Here is a 20,349-nt window from a genome sequence, read left to right as displayed (position 1 = left end):
AAGTTAATTCACCATTTATTGAATAAAAGTATAATTAGGCCTGGGCTGCTAAATTACGTTTGGCGGCGCCTGCTTGGTTTTACTCATGCAACTACTTATAGCAGGCCATGAACACGGTGTTCCGGTTACTATCCCAATTTTACAATTGGTGATGGGGCTTGCTGTTTTTACCTTGTTGTTGACTGGCCTAGAAGGCGAGCTTGAAAGAGAGGGGCCGCTTATGGGCGTTGAGTGGCCATCACAAAATTGACCGTCCCCCTACAAGTTGCTAGCTTACGCCCACTCTCAGGTGCTGATGGTGGATACCGCTATCAGTTAAACGGGAAGTTGGTGAACACAGTGTGTGATTCCAACGCTGCCCCCGCAACGGTGATCGAGATAAGAACGGCCAAGATGCCACTGTGCTTGCGCATGGGAAGGTGGTCGTGCGGAAAGAAGCGGCTTGCTTAAGTTAATTGTGAAAGCCCTCTTTCGCTCGTTAGCCCGGAGACCGGCCCGAGAGTATAGGTTCAAACAGAACCGATACATGCCGAGACGCGGTGGGCGTTCTCAGGGTGATTAGTGGTGGTGTGATGCGCTCGTACGATGCGACCGTGTAATGCAACCACTACTCCCTTGTTTTGCCCTTCGCCCGGTCAAAAAAATACGCCGTGCGGGTGAGCACGACGAGCAAGGGACCTTCCATGAACCATTGTTTCCAAACTACCGCTAAATTAGCGGCTTTTGCCATGGCCGCATTACCGCTTGCAGTTCAGGCTCAAGTACTAGAGCAGACGACTGCGGCATCCTCTTCCGAAGCAGCGCTAAACCCAGTGGTTGTAACGGCGGCACTTGCACCGCGTACGGCTAATGAAAGCCTTGCCTCTGTTACCGTGCTAGACAAAGACACATTTCGTCGCCAGGACCCTGCCAGCATTACTGACCTTTTACGGGGCCAGCCCGGCGTGGATGTTTCTAGCAATGGCAGCTTTGGCAAAAACAGCAGTGTCTTTATTCGTGGCACTGGCAGCGGCCAAAATGTACTGCTGATTGATGGCATTCGTCTACGTTCAGCCACGAGCGGTGGCGCTGCCTGGCAACACCTAGAGCCGCGTATGTTTGATCGCGCTGAAATTGTGCGTGGCCCGCGTGGCAGCCTATATGGCGCTGATGCAGTGGGAGGTGTCATCCAGCTATTTACACCTGAAGGGCGAGAAGATGGCCCACAGCCGCGCATCTCCGTGGGTGGTGGCTCGTTTAATACCCAGAGGATAAGTACAGGCATTAGTGGTAAGGAGGGCGGCACCCGCTACAGCTTTGCAGGTAGTCATTTCACTACTGACGGTCAGCCAGTGCGCCGCGACGGTGATAATAAAGGCTACGACAACACCACGGCGTTAGCACGGGTGTCTCATACCTTTGATAGTGGTGCAGAGGCGGGTGTGCTAGTCCTTCGCGCCCGTGGCAATAATGAGTACGATGGAGGTGAAAACGACTTTGTGCAGCAAGTAGCGGGTGTTTATGGTGAGCTCCCAGTTACTGACAGCTGGCGTAGCCGTTTAACCCTCAGTGAAGCCCGTGATGAAAACGATGACTTTTCCGCCTTTGGTGATTCCGTCTTCGATACGAAAGTGAGTACCGCTCGTTGGGAGAATACCTTTATTGTCGGCGATCATGAGCTGGTTGCGGGCACAGAGTATAGTGAAGATCGGGTAAATAGCACCACGGCCTATGATGAAACCAGTCGCAGCAACACTGCGGTATTTACCCAGGCGCTTCTCGACTTTTCGCCATTCACGCTACAAGCCAGTCTGCGCTTTGACGATAATGAATCCTACGGTGAGGAAGTGACTGGCAGCGTTGGATTAGGCTACGACTTGGATGGCCACCATACCCTGCGGGCCAACTATGGCACGGCATTTAATGCACCTACCTACAACCAGCTCTATTTTCCTGGTTTTGGTAATCCTGACTTGAACGCTGAGACTTCTGAAAGCGTTGAGATAGGCGTGCGAGGCCAGTACGCTAGCTGGTTCTGGGATGTGGCGCTCTACCAAACCGAGATCGATAATTTGATTACTGGCCAAGGGCTTCAGTTTAATGTGCCGGAAACCCGTATCCGCGGCGCAGAGCTGGCTGCAGGGGTAGAAGTGAATGACTGGACGCTGGCTGCTGCGCTGACATATACCGACCCTGAAAACCGTCTAACCGGGAAGCGCCTTCAGAACCGCTCTTCCCAAAGCATTCGTTTGGACGCTGACCGCGAGCTGGGTGAGTGGTCGGTGGGCGGTTCTTGGGTGGCACAAAACCATCGCTACCGCGACGCGCAAAATCAAGATCGCTTGAGCGGCTACGGACTGGTCAATCTACGGGCCGGCTGGCAATTCGCTCCGCTATGGAGCGCCCGTGTTACGCTGGAAAATGTGCTAGATCAAGACTATGTCACCACGCGTTCTTTTGACGGTGCCGATTATATCAACGCAGGCCGAGCAGGATTTTTGAGTGTTCACTTTGGGCAATAAAACCAGTTGTTTAACGCGTGGGGCCTTGGGCCTCGCGCTGTTACTGGTAACCACTATTTCTGCGGCACACGACCATTCTCGCTGCGCCATTGACGATCGTGATCGTGAGGTGTGTCTTTACGACCATGCAAGACGCATTGCCACGCTCTCTCCTGGCGCTACCGAATTAACCTACGCGGCAGGGGCGGGAAGCCAGGTGGTTGCTGTTGTTTCTTACAGCGACTATCCACCTGAGGCCAAAGAAGTGGCTTCGGTAGGCAGCCATACACGTATCGATTTAGAAAAACTGGTGGGGTTAGCGCCAGATTTAGTGATTGGCTGGGTGACTGGCAATCCCGCTGAACAGCTTGAAACCCTCGAAGCTTTGGGCATGCCGGTATTCTACATTGAACCCCGTGATATGGAGGGGGTGGCCAGCGCTATTGAGCGTTTGGCGCGGTTAGCAGGTACTGAAACAGCCGGGCAGGCGGTAGCAGATAACTTCCGAGACACCATGGCCGCGCTTGAGGAGCGTTATAGCACTCGCGATCTGGTACCAACATTCTACCAAGTGTGGGACGCGCCACTAATGAGCGTTAGCAGCCAACACCTTATCGGCCAAGTGGTCGAAATGTGTGGTGGTGAGAATGTGTTTGGTGAGCAGGCACGCCTCGTACCGCGGATAGATGATGAAGCCGTGCTGGCTGCCAATCCGGAAGCAATTATTGCCGGTGGGATGGGCGAGGAAAACCGCCACTGGTTGACTCACTGGAAGCAGTATCCGCAGTTGAGTGCTGTATCTCAAGATAACCTCTTCTTTGTGCCACCCTCACTTATTCAGCGGCCTACGCCACGCCTTATGGAGGGCGCACAACTGCTTTGTGAGAAGCTTGAGAAAGCTCGCCAAAAACGCAGGCATCACTAATGTTATCGCGCTTGGGTCTGCCGCTTTTCCTATTATTGTTAGCTGCTTTAGCCTCGCTACTGCTCGCGCTTGGCATCGGTAGCGCACAAATAGCGCCTGGGCAAATCTGGGCCATCGTTCTTAATGACTTAGGCCTTAATAACTTAGCCTTTAACAACTTAGGCCCTGGTGAGATAGCCCAGGGAGAGGGCGATGCGCTGGCGCGCATTATGGTAGTAGAGCTGCGCTTGCCCCGGGCGCTGTCTGCTTTTGCGGTGGGTGGGTTGTTGGCGGTGGCTGGTGCATTAATGCAGGTGTTATTGCGCAACCCCCTGGCAGACCCTTATGTATTGGGCCTTTCAGGTGGTGCTTCCATTGGGGCACTGGCTGCTATGTTGGGCGGATTTGGTGGGCTGGCAATTTCAGGTTCAGCATTCTCAGGCGCGCTGTTTTCGACCTTTTTAGTGTTTGGTTTAGCTCACGGTAGTGGTGGTTGGACGCCTTCGCGGTTGTTGCTTACCGGGGTCGTCGTGGCGGCGGGGTGGGGCGCAGTCATTACGCTGATGCTGGCCTTAAGCCCTGCCGAGCGCCTGCCTGGTATGCTTTACTGGTTGATGGGCGATCTATCATACTCACGTACACCATGGCCGCCGTTACTACTATTATTGGCTATTTGCGTAGTACTGGTGCCGCTGGGGCGTAGCCTGAATGTGCTGGCCCGAGGCCCTCAACAGGCCGCAGCACTGGGCGTTGCTGTTAAACCGTTGGAGTGGTGCATTTACATTGCTGCCAGTCTACTAACTGCCGCTGCGGTAACCACGGCAGGCAGTATAGGTTTTGTGGGGCTGGTGGTACCGCATATGCTGCGGTTACTGCTTGGCAACGATCAGCGGCTGATACTGCCCGCCTGTGCATTGGCAGGGGGTACGCTGTTAGTGCTGGCAGATACCCTGGCACGCACCATGGTTGCACCGGAACAGCTACCCGTTGGCGTAATCACCGCGTTATTAGGCGTACCCACCTTCCTGTTTCTGCTCTACCGGAGCCGCTGATGAGTGTGCTTTCTACCCATAATCTCATCATTGATGTACCAGGCCGGGAAAGTGGCACGCCGCTTAATATAACCATTGAACCGGGACAGAGGTGGGGGGTGTTAGGCCCCAATGGTGCGGGTAAAACGACACTGCTGCACACCTTGGCAGGGCTACATGCTCCTCGTTCAGGTGAGGTGAAATTGAGTGGTCAATCACTTAGCCAGCTGCGCCGCCGTTATGTCGCTCAGCGCTTGGGTTTGGTGTTTCAGGATCGCCAGGATGGCTTTCCTGCGACGGTGTTGGAAACCGCGCTGATTGGCCGTCATCCTTATCTATCGCCCTGGCAGATGGAAGGCGCCGATGACTACACTCGTGCTGAAGCAGCCCTTGAGCGCTTGGATGTGTCGCACCTGCGCGACCGCTTGGTGAGCACGCTTTCCGGTGGTGAGCGCCAGCGGGTGGCGATAGCCACGGTAATGACTCAGGCACCGGCCGTGTGGTTAGCAGACGAGCCTACTAACCATCTGGATCTTCACCACCAAAGTGCCGTGATGGCGCTAATGGCAGAGCAGGCCGCTGAAGGGCAGGCGGTGGTGATGTGCTTACACGATCTTAATCTTGCTGCCCGCTGGTGCGATCACATTTTACTACTGTACCCCAGTGGTGAGGCGTGCTGGGGGCCTCGGGATAGCATGCTAGTGCCCAGCGCATTGGAGCGTCTCTACCGCCAACAGCTAACGGTAGTCGAGGTCGATGGCGCCTCGGTATTTGTGCCCAAAGTAGGTAAGTAAAAAATTAATAAGTAAAAAGGCAGTGTATAAGTAAGCTGTGCTGTTACAGCGCACTGCGAAAACGCATCACTTGGCTATTATCTACGGGGTCGGTGAAGATATCGGCGTAGACACCAAAAGTTTGGCGTAGCCTAAACGCCGTCAACACGCCTTTGGGCGGTCCTGCATCAACCAGTCTCCCTCCATCCATTACGCCAATGTGGTCGCACTCCATGGCGTGATTAAGATCGTGCAGGGAAATAATCACCGTGATAGGCAGCTGTTTAACCAGTTTAAGGATTGAGAGCTGGTGACGAATATCCAGATGATTGGTCGGCTCATCGAGCAGTAAGACCTTGGGTTGCTGGGCCAGTGCGCGGCCGATGTGAACGCGCTGGCGTTCGCCACCAGAGAGGGTGTGCCACAGCCGGTTGGCCATATGCTGCATATCCACGTCGAGCAAAGCCTGTGTGACAATCGCCTCATTCTGGTCGGACCATGGCTGTAACGCCGAGAGAAAAGGCGTGCGGCCAAGGGCTACAACTTCTCGTACCGTGATACGGTCGGTGGTTTCCGCTTGCTGCTCTACTAGGGCTATGGACTGAGCGATAGCCCGTTGTTTAAGGGTGTGCAGGGGCTGGTTGCCAATCAGCACCTGGCCCGCCTTGGGTTTGTTCAGGCCCGCCAGCAGACGAAGCAGGGAGGTTTTACCCGAGCCGTTAGGCCCAACCAAGCCAAAGGTCTGGCCAGACGCCACAGTAAGATTTACATCAACGAGCAGTGGCGTGCCATGTACCGCCCAGGTAAGTTGTTCTGCGGATAATTGCATTAATGCCTCTTGCCACGGACAAGAATAAGCGCAAAAGCGGGCGCGCCGATCAGGGATGTAATCACTCCGATGGGAAGCACTTGGCCAGATACCAGAATGCGCGAAAGAATATCCGAACCGATCAAAAATACCGCACCAGCAAGCGCCGTGGCAGGCACTAAACGTGTGTGCTGACTACCTACGATAAAACGCATGGCATGGGGAATCACCAGCCCCACAAAGCCAATTGCCCCCACAATAGAAACCATCACTGCGGTCACTAGCGCCATGGAAATAATCAGCATCCCACGCACCGGGCGCACGGCAATACCCATGGAGGCAGCACTGTCGGCCCCGAAGGTAAATGCATCCAGGGAGCGTCGGTGCCATAGGCAAACCAGCAGCCCGAAGAGGGCGGCAGGTACCGCCAAGGTCACATCGGCCCAGCGCACCCCTGAGAGATTGCCCATCAGCCAAAACATAATTCCCCGGGCCTGTTCGGCGCTCGCCGACTTGGTAATGATAAACGCGGTTAGCGCATTGAACAGCTGCGAACCGGCAATGCCTGCCAGAATAATCGCCCCCGCTGCTTGAACACCACGTCCACCACCGACGCCGCTGTTGGCCGCATGGGCGAGCATTACCACAATGCCAAAGGCGAGGAGGGCGCCTACAAAGGCGCCCAAGGAGAGCGATAGTGCCCCTGCACCTAATCCAGCCACTGCCACGGCTACCGCGCCGGTAGAAGCCCCAGCGGAAATGCCCATTAAATAGGGGTCGGCCAAGGGGTTACGCAGTAGTGCCTGAAGCACTACTCCCGCCAGCGCCAGGCTGGTGCCGCAGCAGGCAGCGACGACGGCGCGGCTGAGTCGATAGTTCCAGATAATACCTGCATCTATTCGATCAACAGCATAATCCGCGCCCAGTAGCTGATTGGCGAGTACTTTGAGAATGGTATCAACCGGAATCGGTGTCTCGCCGATGGCGGTACCCGCGATCAGTGCTGCCAGTAGAACGATGGGCGTTATCCATAACCAGCGTAGCCCCAAGCCCGCCGCCGATGACCGCGTTAATGCTATGCGCATTAGTTAAACGCCATATCAGTTGAACGATACATTACTTAAACGTCATCGCAGATAGCGCTTCAGCCAGTGACTCAAGGCCGTAGATGCTACGCATAGTGGCGCTCATGGCATGAGCATCCATCTCCACGATGCGGTTATTTTGGACTGCGCTCATCTCGCTGGTGACCGGGTCACTGCGCAGAAACTCACGCTTGGCTTCGATATCGTCGGCAGGAAAACGGCGGCGGTCCATGGCGGCGATAACAATCACATCGGGATTAGCTCTGGCGATGCTTTCCCACCCCACCGTGGGCCACTCTTCATCAGACTCAATCACATTACGAATGCCGAGCTTATCCATCATATAGCCCGGTGCGCCCAGCTGACCCGCAACGAAGGGGCTAACCCCCAGGTCCGTCGATGAGAACCAGAATACAGCTGACAGGTCCTGCGGCAAATCAAGGCTGCTTGCCAAGTCAATGGCGCGCTCTTCGCGGTCGATAAGATCGGCTACCAGCGCTTCACCAGCCGCTTGAACATCATAAATGTGCGCTAACTCAGTAATTCCTTTGTAGATAGACTCTGTCGAGAAAGCGGCCGTGCGTGTCCCATCACCGCCAGTAGAGTTATCTTTAGTGTCGCAGTCGGCGGGCATAATATAGGTATGAATACCCAGCTCGTGGAACTGCTCACGGGTTGCTACGCTGCCGGTGGGGCCTACGTGCCACTCATATTGTACCGCTACCAGGTCAGGTCGTTTATTGACCACGGCTTCAAAGCTCGGGTCGTTGTCGGCGATCCGATCAATCTCTTCATTGGCCTTCGCAAACTGGGGCAGGACAGGATTAAACCAAACTGAGGTACCATTCACCCGGTCAGCGAGTCCCAGCGAATAGAGAATCTCAGTGGCTGATTGGCCCACCGACACTGTTCGCTCCGGGGCCGACGCTACGCTAATCTCTGTACCACAGTTAGTTAAGGTCACGGGATAATTTGTGGCATCGGCCATCGCGTAAGAGAGGGGTAGCAGCGATGTTGCTGCCAGTAGGTAATGGAGGGTCTTCATGTCGGGCTTCCAGTAAACTTGGGTGCTAGAGCGGTAGTAGTCTTGGCCGCGTCTATTAGTCATTATTTGTTATGTTATAACATAATAAATTGACTTGAAATCAAAGAATACTCGTATCTTACCTTATGCTTATCTTGGCTGTCTCTTAAGTGCGGTCTTGGCCAGGCTGGCCTCGCCGCCGCCCCTTCCTCTATACTGAACGCCTTTTATGCTCCCACTTCTTTATGAATGGTTTTATTATCACTCAACTAGTTACCATGAATCATATTCAAGTCCAGCGCTTCTCAAATCAGTTGGCGGATATTGATCGATTAGCGGGCTTGGCCAGCACGGGAGGTGCCGGTGAGTGAGTTTCCCTTTGCGGCGGTAGTTGGCCAGGAAGCGCTAAAAACCGCGCTGCTACTTAACGCCATTAACCCGCGTATCGGCGGGGTGCTGATCAGCGGGCCAAGAGGCAGCGCCAAGTCGACCTTAGCCCGCGCCCTGGCCGCCATCTTGCCTTGCGATAGCGAAGGGCAGCGTGCTCCTTTTGTCACTCTGCCGCTGGGCGCTAGTGAAGATCGGCTGGTCGGCAGTCTGGATCTGCAAAAGGTACTGGCCGATGGCGAAGCCACCTTCCATGCCGGGCTGTTGGCTAAAGCCGACGGCGGGGTGCTGTATGTGGATGAAGTCAATCTGTTGCCGGATACATTGGTGGATTTACTGCTGGACGTGGCCACCAGCGGCACCAATATCGTTGAGCGTGATGGCATTAGTCACTCCCACCCGGCACGTTTTAGCCTGATCGGCACCATGAACCCAGATGAAGGCGAGCTGCGCCCTCAGTTGCTTGATCGCTTTGGTCTCTGCCTTGAACAGGCTGGTGCCATAAGCATCGACGAGCGTATTGCCATTGTGCAGCAGCGGGAAGCCTTTGACCGCGACCCAGCTGGCACGCTGCAACATTTTGAAGGCTCCCAGGCTGCCCTGGCCGAGCGTATTGGTAAAGCCCAGCGCTTGCTCAAGGAGATCACCACCGACCCCTGGGTGTATCGAACGATTGCCAGCCGCTGTGAAGCCGCCGGCGTAGAAGGCCTACGGGCAGATGTTACCTGGCACCGAGCCGCCCAGGCCCATGCTGCCTGGCGTGGCGTGGGTAGCGTGGAGCAGCAGGATATCGACACCGTTGAGCCCTGGGTGCTTACTCATCGGCGTAGCCAGCCGCCTGAGCAGACCCCGCCATCATCGCCGCCTAATAAAACGCCTTCGAAAGGTGAGGGTGGGTCATCTAATCAGCAGGGTGAACAGGGTCAGTGGGGCGCCATGCCTCCTGTGGCCCAGAAAGCAATTAGTCAACCAGCGTTCACTCTTCCCGATAGCGGTGCTTCTGCCACGCGGGCGCAACGCGCCGATACGGCGGCTAGCGCGGGCACAGGCAGTGTGCTGGGCCGAGGCCGCTCCCAAGATGAGACTTCGCGGCTGGACAGTTTTGCGACGCTGATCGCCAATCGCGGCCAGTGGCCGTGGCAGCAGCTGAAGATGCGCAAGTCCCGTGCGGGGCAGACGACAGCACATTTGGTACTGCTGGACACCTCCGGTTCCACCCTGGGTCAGCGCTTGTTAGGCCAGGCAAAGGGGCTGGTCGAATCGCTGGTCAGCCAAGCCTACGCCGCACGGGAGCAGGTGGCGGTGCTGGGGTTTGGCAATGGCGGCGTGGTGTCGATACTCTCCCGCCGCCGAGCGCCCAAAAATGCGCGGCGTACTCTCGATAGTGCCGCGGGTGGCGGTGGTACCCCGCTACGGGAAGCGATTATTGAGGCCAAGCGACTAATCTTACAGTGGCAGCGCCGCGAGCCTGGCTTAAAGGTGCGCACCTATCTGATTACTGATGGTCGCACCCGAGAAACCGTTGACGATCTCGCCCCGCTAGGCGACTGCCTATTGATCGATACCGAACAGTCCAAAGTCAAACGCGGGCAGGGCGCGCGAATCGCTCAGCAGCTGGGTGCTCGCTACTGGCCAGCCTCATTTGGCAAACTCTGTTTGGGAAATCCTGTTTTTGCAGACCCTGTTTTGCAAACCAACCTGGTGAAATCTTATGAGCGACGCTAGCCATCTAAACCGCATGCAGCGCAAAAAAGAGGTGGTCGATGAGCGGATTAGCCGCGCCACCGAAGAGCGCGGCGTATTGATTCTGCTCAAAGGCAACGGCAAGGGCAAAAGTAGCTCCGCCTTTGGCACCATGGCGCGCTCGCTCGGCCACGACCAGCAGTGCGCGGTGATTCAGTTTATTAAAGGCCGTCGCGAAACCGGGGAGTACCTGTTCTTCCGCGATCATCCCAAACTGGATTGGCACATTATGGGCCACGGCTTTACCTGGGAAACCCAGGACCGGGAGCGGGATATTGAAGCCGCCCAGGCCGCCTGGCTGGTAGCCAAAGGGTTGCTGGAGAATCCCGCTTATCACCTGATCGTACTGGATGAGATGAGCTATATGTTCAAGTATGGCTATCTCGATCCCGAGCCGGTGGTTGAAGCGCTCAAGCGCCGCCCCGCCCATCAAAACGTTATCATTACCGGCCGCACCATGGCGCAGTCGCTGCAGGAGATCGCCGATACCATCAGTACTGTTCAGGACGAACGCCACGCCTTTCGTGGCGGCGTCAAAGCTCAGCAGGGGATCGAATACTAATGAGCACGCCAACGACCACTTGTCCAGCACTGTTTATCGCTGCTCCCGCATCGGGCCAGGGCAAAACCACCGTGACGGCGGGGCTGGCGCGCCTGCTGCGCAATCAGGGCAAGGTGGTGCGGGTGTTCAAAACCGGGCCGGATTATTTAGACCCGCAAATACTTGCCCAAGCGTCAGGGCATCCGGTGGATCAGTTGGATCTGTGGATGGCAGGGGAAGCCTACTGCCGCCAGCGCTTCTATGACGCAGCCTGTGTAGCGGACTTGATTCTGGTTGAGGGCGCCATGGGGCTGTTCGACGGCGAGCCTTCCAGCGCTGATCTAGCGGCCTTGTTTGATATTCCCATGGCGATTGTCATGGATGTAAAAGGTATGGCCCAGACAGCTGCCGCGCTGGTCTCCGGGCTGGCCAGCTTTCGTGACGATATCCATATCGCTGGGCTGGTGGCCAACGCCTGTGGTTCGGCGCGCCATCGGGAGTTGATCGAAGACGCGCTGCCGCCATCGATTCCTTTATTGGCCGCGGTGCCCCGGGACCCCGCTTTGTCACTCCCCGAGCGCCACCTGGGGTTGGTGCAGGCGGCAGAAATCCGTGAGGATCTGGAAGCTCGCTTTGAGGCAGGTGCCAAAGCATTAGAGGTCGCAGGGCTAATGGAGGCGCTCGCTGTACTGCCACCGGTGACCTTTAGCGCACCTCAAGAGCAACTTGCAATCGTGCAGCCAGCGCTTAAAGACCACGCTATTGGGGTTGCTCGGGACGCTGCCTTTAGCTTCATCTACCAGGCGAATCTTGATCTACTTGAGCAAATGGGCGCCACGCTGCGCTTCTTCTCGCCGCTAACGGATAGCAACCTGCCCGAATGCGACGCCCTATGGCTGCCGGGGGGTTACCCGGAGCTGCACGCCCAAACCCTTGCCGATAACAGCGCCATGCGCGGGGCCATTCAGGCGTTCTTTAACGCCGACAAACCGATCCTAGCTGAGTGTGGCGGACTGCTCTACTGCCTGGAAACCCTGGCCGGCTACGACGATATCACCCATACCATGCTGGGCCTGCTGCCTGGTCAGGGCGCCATGCGCGGGCGGCGCGGCTGTCAGGGGATGCAAACCGCCGAGCTGCCGGAAGGCCCGGTTCGTGGCCATGCTCATCATCGCTCCATGTCGGAAGGCACTCCCGAGCCGATTGCCCACGGCCGCCGCCAACGTCACCCCGCGCCGGGGGAGGCGATTTACCGCCAAAAGCGCCTGACAGCGACCTATTTACATCTGTTTTTCCCTAATAATCCTGACGCCGTGGCAAGGCTCTTTTCTGCCAGCCCGGCGCACGCGGAACCGCAACACAGCGAGGCACTTACCCATGCAACTCAATAAGATTCCCGCCACGGTCGTCACCGGTTTTCTCGGCAGCGGCAAAACCACGCTGTTGGCCAATATTCTGCGCCAAGTCACCGGCAAGCGGATCGCCGTGATCGTCAATGAGTTCGGCGAGCAGGATATTGACTCCAGCCTGCTGCGCAGCTGTGCGCTTGGTTGTGAAGAGGGCAGCGAAGGCGGGCAGCTAGACGGTGAAGACGGCAGTATTTATGAGCTGGCCAACGGCTGTATCTGCTGCACGGTGGAAGAGGAGTTTCTGCCGGTAATGAAAAAGCTGGTCGCCCGCCGTAATGATATTGACCATATCCTGATCGAAACCAGCGGACTGGCATTGCCCAAGCCGCTGGTGCAGGCCTTCAACTGGCCCGACGTCCGCCAGCACTGCACCGTAGATGCGATTATCACCGTGATCGATGGCCCCGCCGTGGCTGCTGGCCGCTATGCTAGCGACGTGGATAAGGTCGAAGCCCAGCGCCGTGCCGACGAAAGCCTTGATCACGACCCTAGCTTGCGCGAACTGCTCGATGACCAGCTCAGCGCGGCGGATCTGGTGCTGGTCAGTAAAGCCGACCTGCTTAGCCCGGAAGAGCGTACCCGAGTGGAAGCGGTGATTCAGGCGCGGGTGACTGCCTCGGTGAAAACGCTATTTATTGATCAGACAGTGGCCGGTGATACCGCTCAGCTGGAAGCGCTGATGGGTATCGGCGCGGCCAGCGAAGAGCATATTGATAGCATCACCAATCACCACGATAAGCACCACGCCGAAGGCGCTCACCACGACCACGCCCACGACAACTTTGATTCCTGCGTGATTACCCTGGGCGAAGTGGATGGCGATGTGCTGACCAGCAAACTGCAGCAGTTGTTGAAAAGCCACGAGATTTACCGCGCCAAAGGCTTTGCGGCGATCCCTGGTAAACCGATGCGCCGAGTCATTCAGGCGGTGGGTGAGCGTTTAGAAGGCTACTTTGACCGGCTTTGGGCTCAGGACGAACTTCGCCAAACCCAATTGGTGATTATTGGCAAAACCTTGGACAGCGCAGCGCTGCGTGAAGCGCTAGTGGAAGCAGAGGTTCAAACGGCTACCTAATGCACTTATTTGCCGCTAAGCCCGGGGGCTTTGTCGATGATGAAGGCATCATCGATCTACAGCAGAGCCCCGCCGAGGTCGTGATACTCTCCGCCGCCGATAGCAATCTTTCGGCGTTGGCCCAGGCGGTTGATCGTCTGGGAGAGGCATACCCCTCGGTGCGACTAGCCAACTGGATGAACCTAGTAAAACCGGCAGCCTATGATCTCTACGAAGATCGGGTGCTGGAAAAAGCCCGGCTGGTCGTCGTTTCGCTGCTGGGAGGCAAGGCCTACTGGCAGTATGGTCATGAGCGTCTGCTCGCCTGGGCGGCGGCCAAGCCCGAGCGCCAGTTGATTCTGGTGCCGGGCTGCGATGCCCCGGATGATGCGCTGCTGGAAGATTCCACCATTGCCTTTGATGGCGCCTACCGGGTGTGGCGCTATTTAAGAGAGGGTGGCACCGATAACGCCGAGCACTTGCTGCGCTTTATCGCCAGCGAGTATATGGGTAAGCACTTTAGCGACTGGCAGGAGCCCAAGGTCATTCCGCCAGCGGTGATTTATGCGCCGGAAGATCAGCAGGCTTCAAGCCTAAGCGAGTGGCGTGATCGTCAGGTGCCAGGGCGGCCAGTGTGCCTGCTGCTGTTTTATCGCAGCCACCTACAGGGGGCGAATACTGCTGTGCCCGACGGTATGATTGCGGCGCTTAAAGACCAGGGGCTTGAGCCGTTGGCGGTGGCCGTGGCGTCCCTGAAAGAGGGGCCGTGTATTGATTTTATCAATCACCTGATTGAGCAGACCGGCGCCATGCTGGTAATTAATACCACCAGCTTTGCGGTCAATCGCAACGCTGACGGACTGGATGCCATGGGTGAGGAATTACCTGACAACCTTTTTGTAGGCCGTCCCGTGGTGCTGCAGGCGATACTTGCCAGCAGCACCGAGGAAGACTGGCAGAGCATGGCCGCCGGGCTGCATAGCCGCGATGTGGCCATGCAGGTGGTGCTTCCCGAAATGGATGGCCGCGTCATCACCCGGGCGGTGGGTTTTAAAGCCGAAGCCCACTATAACCAGCGCTGCCAGCTGGCAGTGACCCACCACGTCATCCATCCGGAGCGGGCCGCCTTTGTGGCCGAGCTGGCACGGCGCATTTGCTCGCTGCGGCTCACCCCCAATAGCCAAAAGCGCATCGCGCTGATAATGGCCAACTACCCCAATCGCGATGGCCGGATCGGCAACGGGGTAGGGCTGGATACCCCCGCTTCAACGCTGAATATTTTGACCGCCTTGGCCGAGGCGGGTTACCCCCTTAGCGAGCTGCCAGAAAATGGTGATGAGTTGATCCGCCAGCTTCAGGGCGCGGTGACCAACGATCACTGCAGCCTCGACCAGCGCGCCTGCTGGCAGAGCATCAGCGTTGACGACTATCTGGCCTGGTTTAAAACCCTGCCTGCAGAGCTGCAGAGCATTGTATGCACGCGCTGGGGCGCACCTCACGAAGACCCCAAATGCCGCCAGGGGCGCTTGATGATCGCGGGTATTCGTCTGGGTGAGACCTTCGTGGGTATCCAGCCGGAACGCGACTTTATCGACGATCTCACCCAGTCCTACCACGATATGGAGCTGGCGCCGCCCCACAGCTATCTGGCGTTTTATTTTTGGCTGCGCGAGCACTACCAGGTTGATGCGGTCATCCACGTCGGCAAGCACGGTAATTTAGAGTGGCTACCGGGTAAGAGTATCGCTTTAAGTGCCGACTGCTGGCCGGATATTGCCCTGGGGCCGCTGCCGCACTTTTATCCGTTTATCGTTAATGACCCCGGTGAGGGTGCCCAGGCGAAACGGCGCAGTCAGGCGGTGATTATCGACCATCTGATGCCACCCCTGGCCCGGGCCGAACTCTACGGCCCCATGGCCGAGCTTGAAGCACTCACTGACGAGTACTATCAAGCGCTGGATATGGACCCGCGCCGTGAAGCACTCATACGCAGCCAGATTCTTGCCCACCTGCGTGATACCGGTATCGACCAGGAACTGGCGCACGCCGTCGACGGTTTTGCAAACAGTGCTGATGACGCTGAAATCCTCAACGAACTGGATACCTTCCTCTGCGATATTAAAGAGTCCCAGATTCGCCATGGCCTGCATGTGCTTGGCACCTTGCCGCCTGAGGAGAAGCGGGCAGGTACCTTGGTGGCGCTGCTGCGGTTGCCCAGGGGCGAAGCAGTGGCCCAACGCGGCCTGCTGCACAATTTAGCCTGTGATTTGGGGTTGATTAATCAACACGATGGCAAACCTTTTGACCCGTTAGCCGCTGCTAGCGAGCCATGGCAGGGGGCTAAACCTGCCATTTTACTTGACCAACTTGATACTCCTTGGCGCTCCGGCGCGGACACCCGTGAGCGGCTGGAACTGCTGGCCGAGCGCTGGGTGGCCGACTACGTGTTAGCACCGGGCTGCCTGGACGAGCTGGCACGGGATTATCCGGCCACGGCGGAGCAACTGCGCTACGCTCGCGACCAGCTATGGGTCGCCATGCAGCGTGGTGTGAAGATGGAAATTCAATCGCTGCTCGACGGCCTTGAGGGCATCTTCGTGCCCGCCGGGCCCAGCGGCGCGCCAAGTCGAGGGCGGCTGGATACGCTGCCCACCGGGCGTAACTTTTTCAGCGTGGATAACCGTTCAATTCCATCGCCCGCCGCCTGGACGCTGGGCGAAAAATCTGCCCAGGCGTTTGTCGAGCGCTACCTGCAGGATAATGGCGACTATCCACGTCGTTTGGGGCTTTCGATTTGGGGTACCGCCACCATGCGTACTGGCGGTGATGATATCGCCCAGGCCTTCGCGCTGATGGGCGTGCGTCCCAAGTGGTCGCTGGGCTCCCAGCGGGTGAGTGATTTTGAAGTGATCCCCTCGATGCTGCTCAATCGCCCAAGGGTTGATGTCACACTGCGGGTCTCCGGGTTCTTCCGCGATGCCTTCCCCAACGTGATTCGGCTATTTGACGCTGCCGTGCAGGCGGTCGCCGCCTATGAGGAGCCGGGCAACAGCAATACCATTCGGGAGGCAGTGCTTACTCGCCAGCAAGCACTGGAAGAGCAGGGGCTAAGCCCGGAAATGGCCGCTCAGGAGGCGAGCTACCGTATCTTTGGCAGCAAGCCAGGCGAATACGGCGCGGGCCTCAACCGGCTGATTGAAAACCGCTCTTGGGACAGCGCTGACGATTTAGCTGAAGCCTATCTAGGCGCGGGAGCCTATGCCTACGGCCAGTTTAAGGCTTCCGGCACTGCTGCGCGGGCGGCTTTCGAACAGCAGCTTCAGGGGTTGGATGCGGTGATGCAGAATCAGGATAACCGCGAGCACGATATTCTCGACTCCAACAGCTACTACGCCTTCCAGGGCGGGATGGCCAATGCCAGCCGAGCGCTAAGCGGTCAGGCACCGGTGATTTATCACGCTGACCACGCCAATCCCGCAGCGCCCAAGATTCGCACCCTGAAGAAAGAGCTGGCCCGGGTAATTCGTTCTCGAGTGTTAAACCCCAAATGGATCAACGCCATGCGCGAGCACGGCTATAAAGGCGCCTTTGAGATGGCAGCCACGGTGGACTACCTGTTTGCCTATGACGCCACCACCGATCTAGTGGCTGACTATCAGTATGCCCAGGTGAGTGACGCTCTGGTGCTCGATGCCGCCAATCAGCAGTTCCTGCGCGAGCACAACCCGGCCGCCCTGGAAGAGATGGCCGAGCGATTACTCGAAGCCGCTCAGCGGGGCATGTGGCAAGCCCCCGGCGAGTACGGCGAGGCACTGCAAGACCTGCTGCTGGAAGTGGATGAAGCCAAAGAGGCCAATGGTCATGTCGCCCAGCCCGCGCATTAAAGGGTGGTGCCCCGGCGCGTGGCGCCCCATGGCCACTGGCGATGGCCTACTGGTACGCGTGCGCCCGCCGCTGGGTGAGCTTTCTCGGGAACAGGTATTAGCACTGTGCGACGCCGCCGAGACCTTCGGCAGCGGTTTGATTGAGCTGACCAGCCGGGCCAATATTCAGCTGCGCGGGGTCACCGACGCCAGCTGGCCGCCGCTGATGGCGTTTCTGGTTGAACACCAGTTGGTCAGCGACGACCCGGAAGCAGAACGCCAGCCACAGATGATGCTGGCGCCCGCCTGGCAAAAGGGCAATGACACCTCTACCATTGCGCGCCTGTTGCAAGCGCGGGGCAGTGAATTAGCCGTTATGCCCGGTAAGGTGGGTATCGCCATTGACGCGGGAAACGCACCGGTGCTGGGCGATAGCGTCGCTGATTTTCGTATCGAGCGCTCTAGGGAAGGCGGACTGCTGGTGCGCGCCGATGGCCATGCATTAGGCACGGCGGTTAGCGATAGTGATGCCGCCGTCGAGCAACTGATACGCCTAACCCACTGGTTTGTGGAGAGCGGCGGCTGGGACGCTGGGCGTATGCGCCGTCATAAAGCGCCACTACCGGCGTGGGCGCCCGCTGATACGGCCCCATCGCTCACCGGCGCTAAGCTGGCGCTGGGCAACCATCCCGCAGGCCAAGTGGTGGGGCTACCCTTTGGGCGCGCCACCGCCGCAACGCTGCGTGATTTGGTAGCGCCTGCCAGTGTGATCGCCGTGCAGGTTACCCCCTGGCGGCGCTTGCTGGTTAAACAAAAACTAGGACAGGACGATACAGCGTCAGCAGTTGATGGCTTAATCCGGCATAATAGCGACCCGCGGCTATCCATGGATGCTTGCCCTGGCGCGCCCTACTGTGAACAGGCAAGTGTTGCGACCCAGCCCCTTGCCGAGCGGCTAAGCGGCCTGAAAAACAGCAGCATACATCTATCCGGTTGCACCAAAGGCTGTGCCCGTCGCTCATCGGCCGATGTTTGTTTGGTAGGTGAGGCAGGCCGATTTAATCTTATTGTTAACGGCAGTGCCGAGAGCACGCCGGTTAAAACAGATCTCACTGAGAGTGACGTAATCGCATATTTGGAGAGTTTGGGTGCCCTATAAGTATGAAACACACGGCCCGGCGATTTACCGGCAGTCGTTTGCCATTATCCGCAGCGAAGCCGAGCTTGGCCGCTTTTCAGCGGAAGAAGAGACCGTGGCGGTACGCATGATTCACGCCGCCGGACTGGTGGAGCTGGCCGCGCATATTCACTTTCAAAACGATGTGGTCAATAAAGCCCGCACCGCCTTGGAACAGGGCGCACCGATTCTTTGCGATGCACGGATGGTTTCCGAGGGCATCACCCGCAAGCGGCTGCCAGCCAACAACGACATCATCTGCACCCTCAACGATGAGCGCACCCCTTCGCTTGCCCAGGAAATGGCTAATACCCGCTCGGCGGCAGCGCTGGAACTGTGGCGCCCACACCTTGAAGGTTCCGTGGTCGCCATTGGCAATGCACCCACTGCGCTATTTCACCTGCTCAATATGCTCGAAGACCCAGACTGCCCGCGCCCGGCGGCGATTATCGGCTGCCCGGTGGGCTTTGTCGGCGCGGCAGAGTCCAAAGAAGCGCTACTGTCGAACCCGGCGCTCCCCAGCTGTATCGTGCGTGGCCGCCTAGGTGGCAGTGCGGTGACGGTAGCAGCCATTAACGCCATGGCGGATCGCATCGAATGACCCAAGGGACAATAGTCGGGGTTGGCTTAGGGCCAGGCAGCCAAGACTTAATGAGCGTGCGCGCCGACCGCTTGATTCGTGGTGCCAGTCACGTGGCCTATTTTCGCAAGAAGGGGCGCTGCGGCCATGCCCGCACTATTGTGGAAGGACTGATAGGCCCTGAGGCAATTGAACTGCCCATGGAGTACCCCGTTACCACGGAAATCCCCTTTGACGACCCTCGTTACAATGAACTGCTGTCGGCCTTTTACGAACGCAGCGTGGCCCAATTGATCGAGATGGCGGAAGCGGGATGCGATGTAGTAGTGCTTTGTGAAGGCGACCCGTTCTTCTACGGCTCCTTTATGCACCTCTACACGCGGCTGTTGAACCGCGTGCCGGTCTCGGTAGTGCCGGGTATTACCGGTATGTCGGCAGCGTGGACGGCCACCGGCCAGCCAATTACCTGGGGTGATGACATCATGACGGTGCTGATGGCCACGCTTCCGGAAGAAACACTGGCCGAGCGCATCGCCCAAACCGATGCATTGGTGGTGATGAAAATTGGCCGCAACCTGGCCAAGCTGCGCCGAGCGCTGGCGCGTGCTGGCCGTGAAGGCGAGGCGTGGTTGATCGAGTACGCCGCCATGACCCAGCAGCGTGTGCTGCCACTTAGTGAGGTTGGCGAGAGTGTGCCGTACTTCTCGATTGTACTAATTCATGGCAACGGGCGGCGCCCATGAGCGGCTGGCTGAAAATCGTCGGCCTAGGGCCGGGCTCTGACGCCATGATTACCCCCGAGGTCACGACCGCGCTATTAGAGGCCACCGATGTAGTGGGCTATGTGCCCTATGTGAATCGGGTAGCCCCTAGAGCTGGGTTGATTCGCCATGGTTCGGATAACCGCGAAGAGATTCGTCGGGCAGAGCATGCGCTACAGCTGGCGCTTGAGGGGCACCGGGTAGTGGTGGTTTCCTCTGGTGACCCCGGTGTATTTGCCATGGCAGCGGCGGTGTTCGAGGCTTTGGAAGCTGGCGATGCCCAGTGGCGCAGGCTGGATATTCAGGTACTGCCGGGTATTTCTGCCATGCTGGCCGCCAGCGCAAGCGTCGGCGCACCGCTGGGGCACGACTTCTGCTGCATTAATCTATCTGACAACCTTAAACCCTGGGCGCTGATTGAGAAGCGCCTGCGCTTGGCTGCCGAGGCCGACTTCGCCATGGCGTTTTACAATCCGCGCTCCAAGTCGCGCCCGGTGGGTTTTGAACGAACGCTAGACGTACTGCGGGAAGCTTGCGGGCCGGATCGGTTGATACTCTTTGCTCGGGCGGTTTCCACTCCCGAAGAAGCGATTCGAGTCACCACCCTAGGCGAGGCGACACCGGACATGGCCGATATGCGCACATTGGTGATTGTCGGTTCCCAGCAAACGCGCTTGATCGAGCGAGCAGGAACACCGTTAGTTTATACACCGCGTTCGGCTGATTAGG

The 20,349-nt window shown here is 57.8% G+C and carries 17 protein-coding genes and 1 riboswitch; of the genes, 14 read left to right on the top strand and 3 right to left on the bottom strand.

Annotated elements, in window-relative coordinates; translation table 11 throughout:
• Positions 1-85 precede the first annotated feature (85 nt).
• The 5 genes from CPA45_RS22835 (at position 86) to CPA45_RS10055 (ending at position 5,209) form a co-directional block, all read left to right on the top strand.
• Positions 86-250 carry a hypothetical protein gene (locus CPA45_RS22835; protein WP_165771535.1) on the top strand — a complete coding sequence of 55 codons (165 nt, stop codon included), beginning with the start codon at positions 86-88 and terminating at the stop codon, positions 248-250.
• Between the two features lie 20 nt (positions 251-270).
• Positions 271-513: riboswitch (cobalamin riboswitch) on the top strand.
• Positions 514-683: 170 nt separating this feature from the next.
• Positions 684-2,501: a TonB-dependent receptor domain-containing protein gene (locus tag CPA45_RS10070; protein ID WP_096651421.1), complete on the top strand. Its 1,818-nt coding sequence runs from the start codon at positions 684-686 to the stop codon at positions 2,499-2,501.
• 25 nt (positions 2,502-2,526) lie between these two features.
• Positions 2,527-3,405, top strand: a complete 879-nt coding sequence (locus tag CPA45_RS10065; RefSeq protein WP_340640221.1) for a cobalamin-binding protein — start codon at positions 2,527-2,529, stop codon at positions 3,403-3,405.
• Positions 3,405-4,436, top strand: coding sequence for a FecCD family ABC transporter permease (locus CPA45_RS10060; protein WP_096651419.1), 1,032 nt, complete (start codon positions 3,405-3,407; stop codon positions 4,434-4,436). Before CPA45_RS10065 ends, CPA45_RS10060 begins: the two co-directional genes overlap by 1 nt.
• Positions 4,436-5,209, top strand: a complete 774-nt coding sequence (locus CPA45_RS10055; RefSeq protein ID WP_096651418.1) for an ABC transporter ATP-binding protein — start codon at positions 4,436-4,438, stop codon at positions 5,207-5,209. Before CPA45_RS10060 ends, CPA45_RS10055 begins: the two co-directional genes overlap by 1 nt.
• Before the next feature lie 43 nt (positions 5,210-5,252).
• Here CPA45_RS10055 and CPA45_RS10050 read toward each other — a convergent pair whose 3' ends face one another.
• The 3 genes from CPA45_RS10050 to CPA45_RS10040 are packed head-to-tail and all read right to left on the bottom strand — an operon-like array spanning position 5,253 to position 8,126.
• Positions 5,253-6,017 carry an ABC transporter ATP-binding protein gene (locus tag CPA45_RS10050; RefSeq protein ID WP_096651417.1) on the bottom strand — a complete coding sequence of 255 codons (765 nt, stop codon included), beginning with the start codon at positions 6,015-6,017 and terminating at the stop codon, positions 5,253-5,255.
• A complete protein-coding gene (locus tag CPA45_RS10045; RefSeq protein WP_096651416.1) occupies positions 6,017-7,081 on the bottom strand; it encodes a FecCD family ABC transporter permease in 1,065 nt (354 codons plus the stop codon). The genes CPA45_RS10050 and CPA45_RS10045 overlap by 1 nt, the downstream gene beginning before the upstream one ends.
• 31 nt (positions 7,082-7,112) lie before the next feature.
• Positions 7,113-8,126, bottom strand: a complete 1,014-nt coding sequence (locus tag CPA45_RS10040) for an ABC transporter substrate-binding protein (RefSeq protein ID WP_096651415.1) — start codon at positions 8,124-8,126, stop codon at positions 7,113-7,115.
• A 342-nt stretch (positions 8,127-8,468) separates the two neighbouring features.
• Between CPA45_RS10040 and CPA45_RS10035 the strand changes: the two genes are divergently transcribed.
• From CPA45_RS10035 to cobJ, 9 genes are read left to right on the top strand one after another with little or no spacing between them, the layout of a single operon-like run.
• Positions 8,469-10,217, top strand: a complete 1,749-nt coding sequence (locus CPA45_RS10035; protein WP_096651414.1) for an AAA family ATPase — start codon at positions 8,469-8,471, stop codon at positions 10,215-10,217.
• Positions 10,204-10,797, top strand: coding sequence for a cob(I)yrinic acid a,c-diamide adenosyltransferase (gene cobO / locus CPA45_RS10030; RefSeq protein ID WP_096651413.1), 594 nt, complete (start codon positions 10,204-10,206; stop codon positions 10,795-10,797). The genes CPA45_RS10035 and cobO overlap by 14 nt, the downstream gene beginning before the upstream one ends.
• Positions 10,797-12,167, top strand: coding sequence for a cobyrinic acid a,c-diamide synthase CobB (locus CPA45_RS10025; protein ID WP_096651412.1), 1,371 nt, complete (start codon positions 10,797-10,799; stop codon positions 12,165-12,167). The genes cobO and CPA45_RS10025 overlap by 1 nt, the downstream gene beginning before the upstream one ends.
• On the top strand, positions 12,154-13,260 hold the full coding sequence (cobW, locus tag CPA45_RS10020) for a cobalamin biosynthesis protein CobW (protein WP_096651411.1): 1,107 nt from the start codon (positions 12,154-12,156) through the stop codon (positions 13,258-13,260). Before CPA45_RS10025 ends, cobW begins: the two co-directional genes overlap by 14 nt.
• The gene (gene cobN, locus CPA45_RS10015) at positions 13,260-17,123 is read left to right on the top strand and encodes a cobaltochelatase subunit CobN (protein WP_096651410.1); all 3,864 of its coding nucleotides are present in this window, start codon (positions 13,260-13,262) and stop codon (positions 17,121-17,123) included. Before cobW ends, cobN begins: the two co-directional genes overlap by 1 nt.
• Positions 17,101-18,261 carry a cobalamin biosynthesis protein CobG gene (locus tag CPA45_RS10010; protein ID WP_096651409.1) on the top strand — a complete coding sequence of 387 codons (1,161 nt, stop codon included), beginning with the start codon at positions 17,101-17,103 and terminating at the stop codon, positions 18,259-18,261. Before cobN ends, CPA45_RS10010 begins: the two co-directional genes overlap by 23 nt.
• A complete protein-coding gene (locus CPA45_RS10005) occupies positions 18,251-18,880 on the top strand; it encodes a precorrin-8X methylmutase (protein ID WP_096651408.1) in 630 nt (209 codons plus the stop codon). Before CPA45_RS10010 ends, CPA45_RS10005 begins: the two co-directional genes overlap by 11 nt.
• A complete protein-coding gene (locus CPA45_RS10000) occupies positions 18,877-19,602 on the top strand; it encodes a precorrin-2 C(20)-methyltransferase (protein WP_096651407.1) in 726 nt (241 codons plus the stop codon). Before CPA45_RS10005 ends, CPA45_RS10000 begins: the two co-directional genes overlap by 4 nt.
• The gene (gene cobJ / locus CPA45_RS09995) at positions 19,599-20,348 is read left to right on the top strand and encodes a precorrin-3B C(17)-methyltransferase (RefSeq protein ID WP_096651406.1); all 750 of its coding nucleotides are present in this window, start codon (positions 19,599-19,601) and stop codon (positions 20,346-20,348) included. Before CPA45_RS10000 ends, cobJ begins: the two co-directional genes overlap by 4 nt.
• The last annotated feature ends 1 nt before the right edge of the window (position 20,349 follow it).

Origin of the sequence: Vreelandella nigrificans, from assembly GCF_002374315.1 — a bacterium.
GTDB classification, from domain to species: domain Bacteria; phylum Pseudomonadota; class Gammaproteobacteria; order Pseudomonadales; family Halomonadaceae; genus Vreelandella; species Vreelandella nigrificans.
Note: the sequence above shows the minus strand (reverse complement) of the source record. Positions and strands in the feature narration are given on the sequence as shown.

Bases quoted from the DNA above. Each gene is read 5' to 3' on its own strand.
- CPA45_RS22835 (WP_165771535.1), top strand. From the start codon at position 86: ATGCAACTACTTATAGCAGGCCATGAACACGGTGTTCCGGTTACTATC.
- CPA45_RS10070 (WP_096651421.1), top strand. From the start codon at position 684: ATGAACCATTGTTTCCAAACTACCGCTAAATTAGCGGCTTTTGCCATG.
- CPA45_RS10060 (WP_096651419.1), top strand. From the start codon at position 3,405: ATGTTATCGCGCTTGGGTCTGCCGCTTTTCCTATTATTGTTAGCTGCT.
- CPA45_RS10055 (WP_096651418.1), top strand. From the start codon at position 4,436: ATGAGTGTGCTTTCTACCCATAATCTCATCATTGATGTACCAGGCCGG.
- CPA45_RS10050 (WP_096651417.1), bottom strand. From the start codon at position 6,017: ATGCAATTATCCGCAGAACAACTTACCTGGGCGGTACATGGCACGCCA.
- CPA45_RS10045 (WP_096651416.1), bottom strand. From the start codon at position 7,081: ATGCGCATAGCATTAACGCGGTCATCGGCGGCGGGCTTGGGGCTACGC.
- CPA45_RS10040 (WP_096651415.1), bottom strand. From the start codon at position 8,126: ATGAAGACCCTCCATTACCTACTGGCAGCAACATCGCTGCTACCCCTC.
- cobO (WP_096651413.1), top strand. From the start codon at position 10,204: ATGAGCGACGCTAGCCATCTAAACCGCATGCAGCGCAAAAAAGAGGTG.
- CPA45_RS10025 (WP_096651412.1), top strand. From the start codon at position 10,797: ATGAGCACGCCAACGACCACTTGTCCAGCACTGTTTATCGCTGCTCCC.
- cobW (WP_096651411.1), top strand. From the start codon at position 12,154: ATGCAACTCAATAAGATTCCCGCCACGGTCGTCACCGGTTTTCTCGGC.
- cobN (WP_096651410.1), top strand. From the start codon at position 13,260: ATGCACTTATTTGCCGCTAAGCCCGGGGGCTTTGTCGATGATGAAGGC.
- CPA45_RS10010 (WP_096651409.1), top strand. From the start codon at position 17,101: ATGTCGCCCAGCCCGCGCATTAAAGGGTGGTGCCCCGGCGCGTGGCGC.
- CPA45_RS10000 (WP_096651407.1), top strand. From the start codon at position 18,877: ATGACCCAAGGGACAATAGTCGGGGTTGGCTTAGGGCCAGGCAGCCAA.
- cobJ (WP_096651406.1), top strand. From the start codon at position 19,599: ATGAGCGGCTGGCTGAAAATCGTCGGCCTAGGGCCGGGCTCTGACGCC.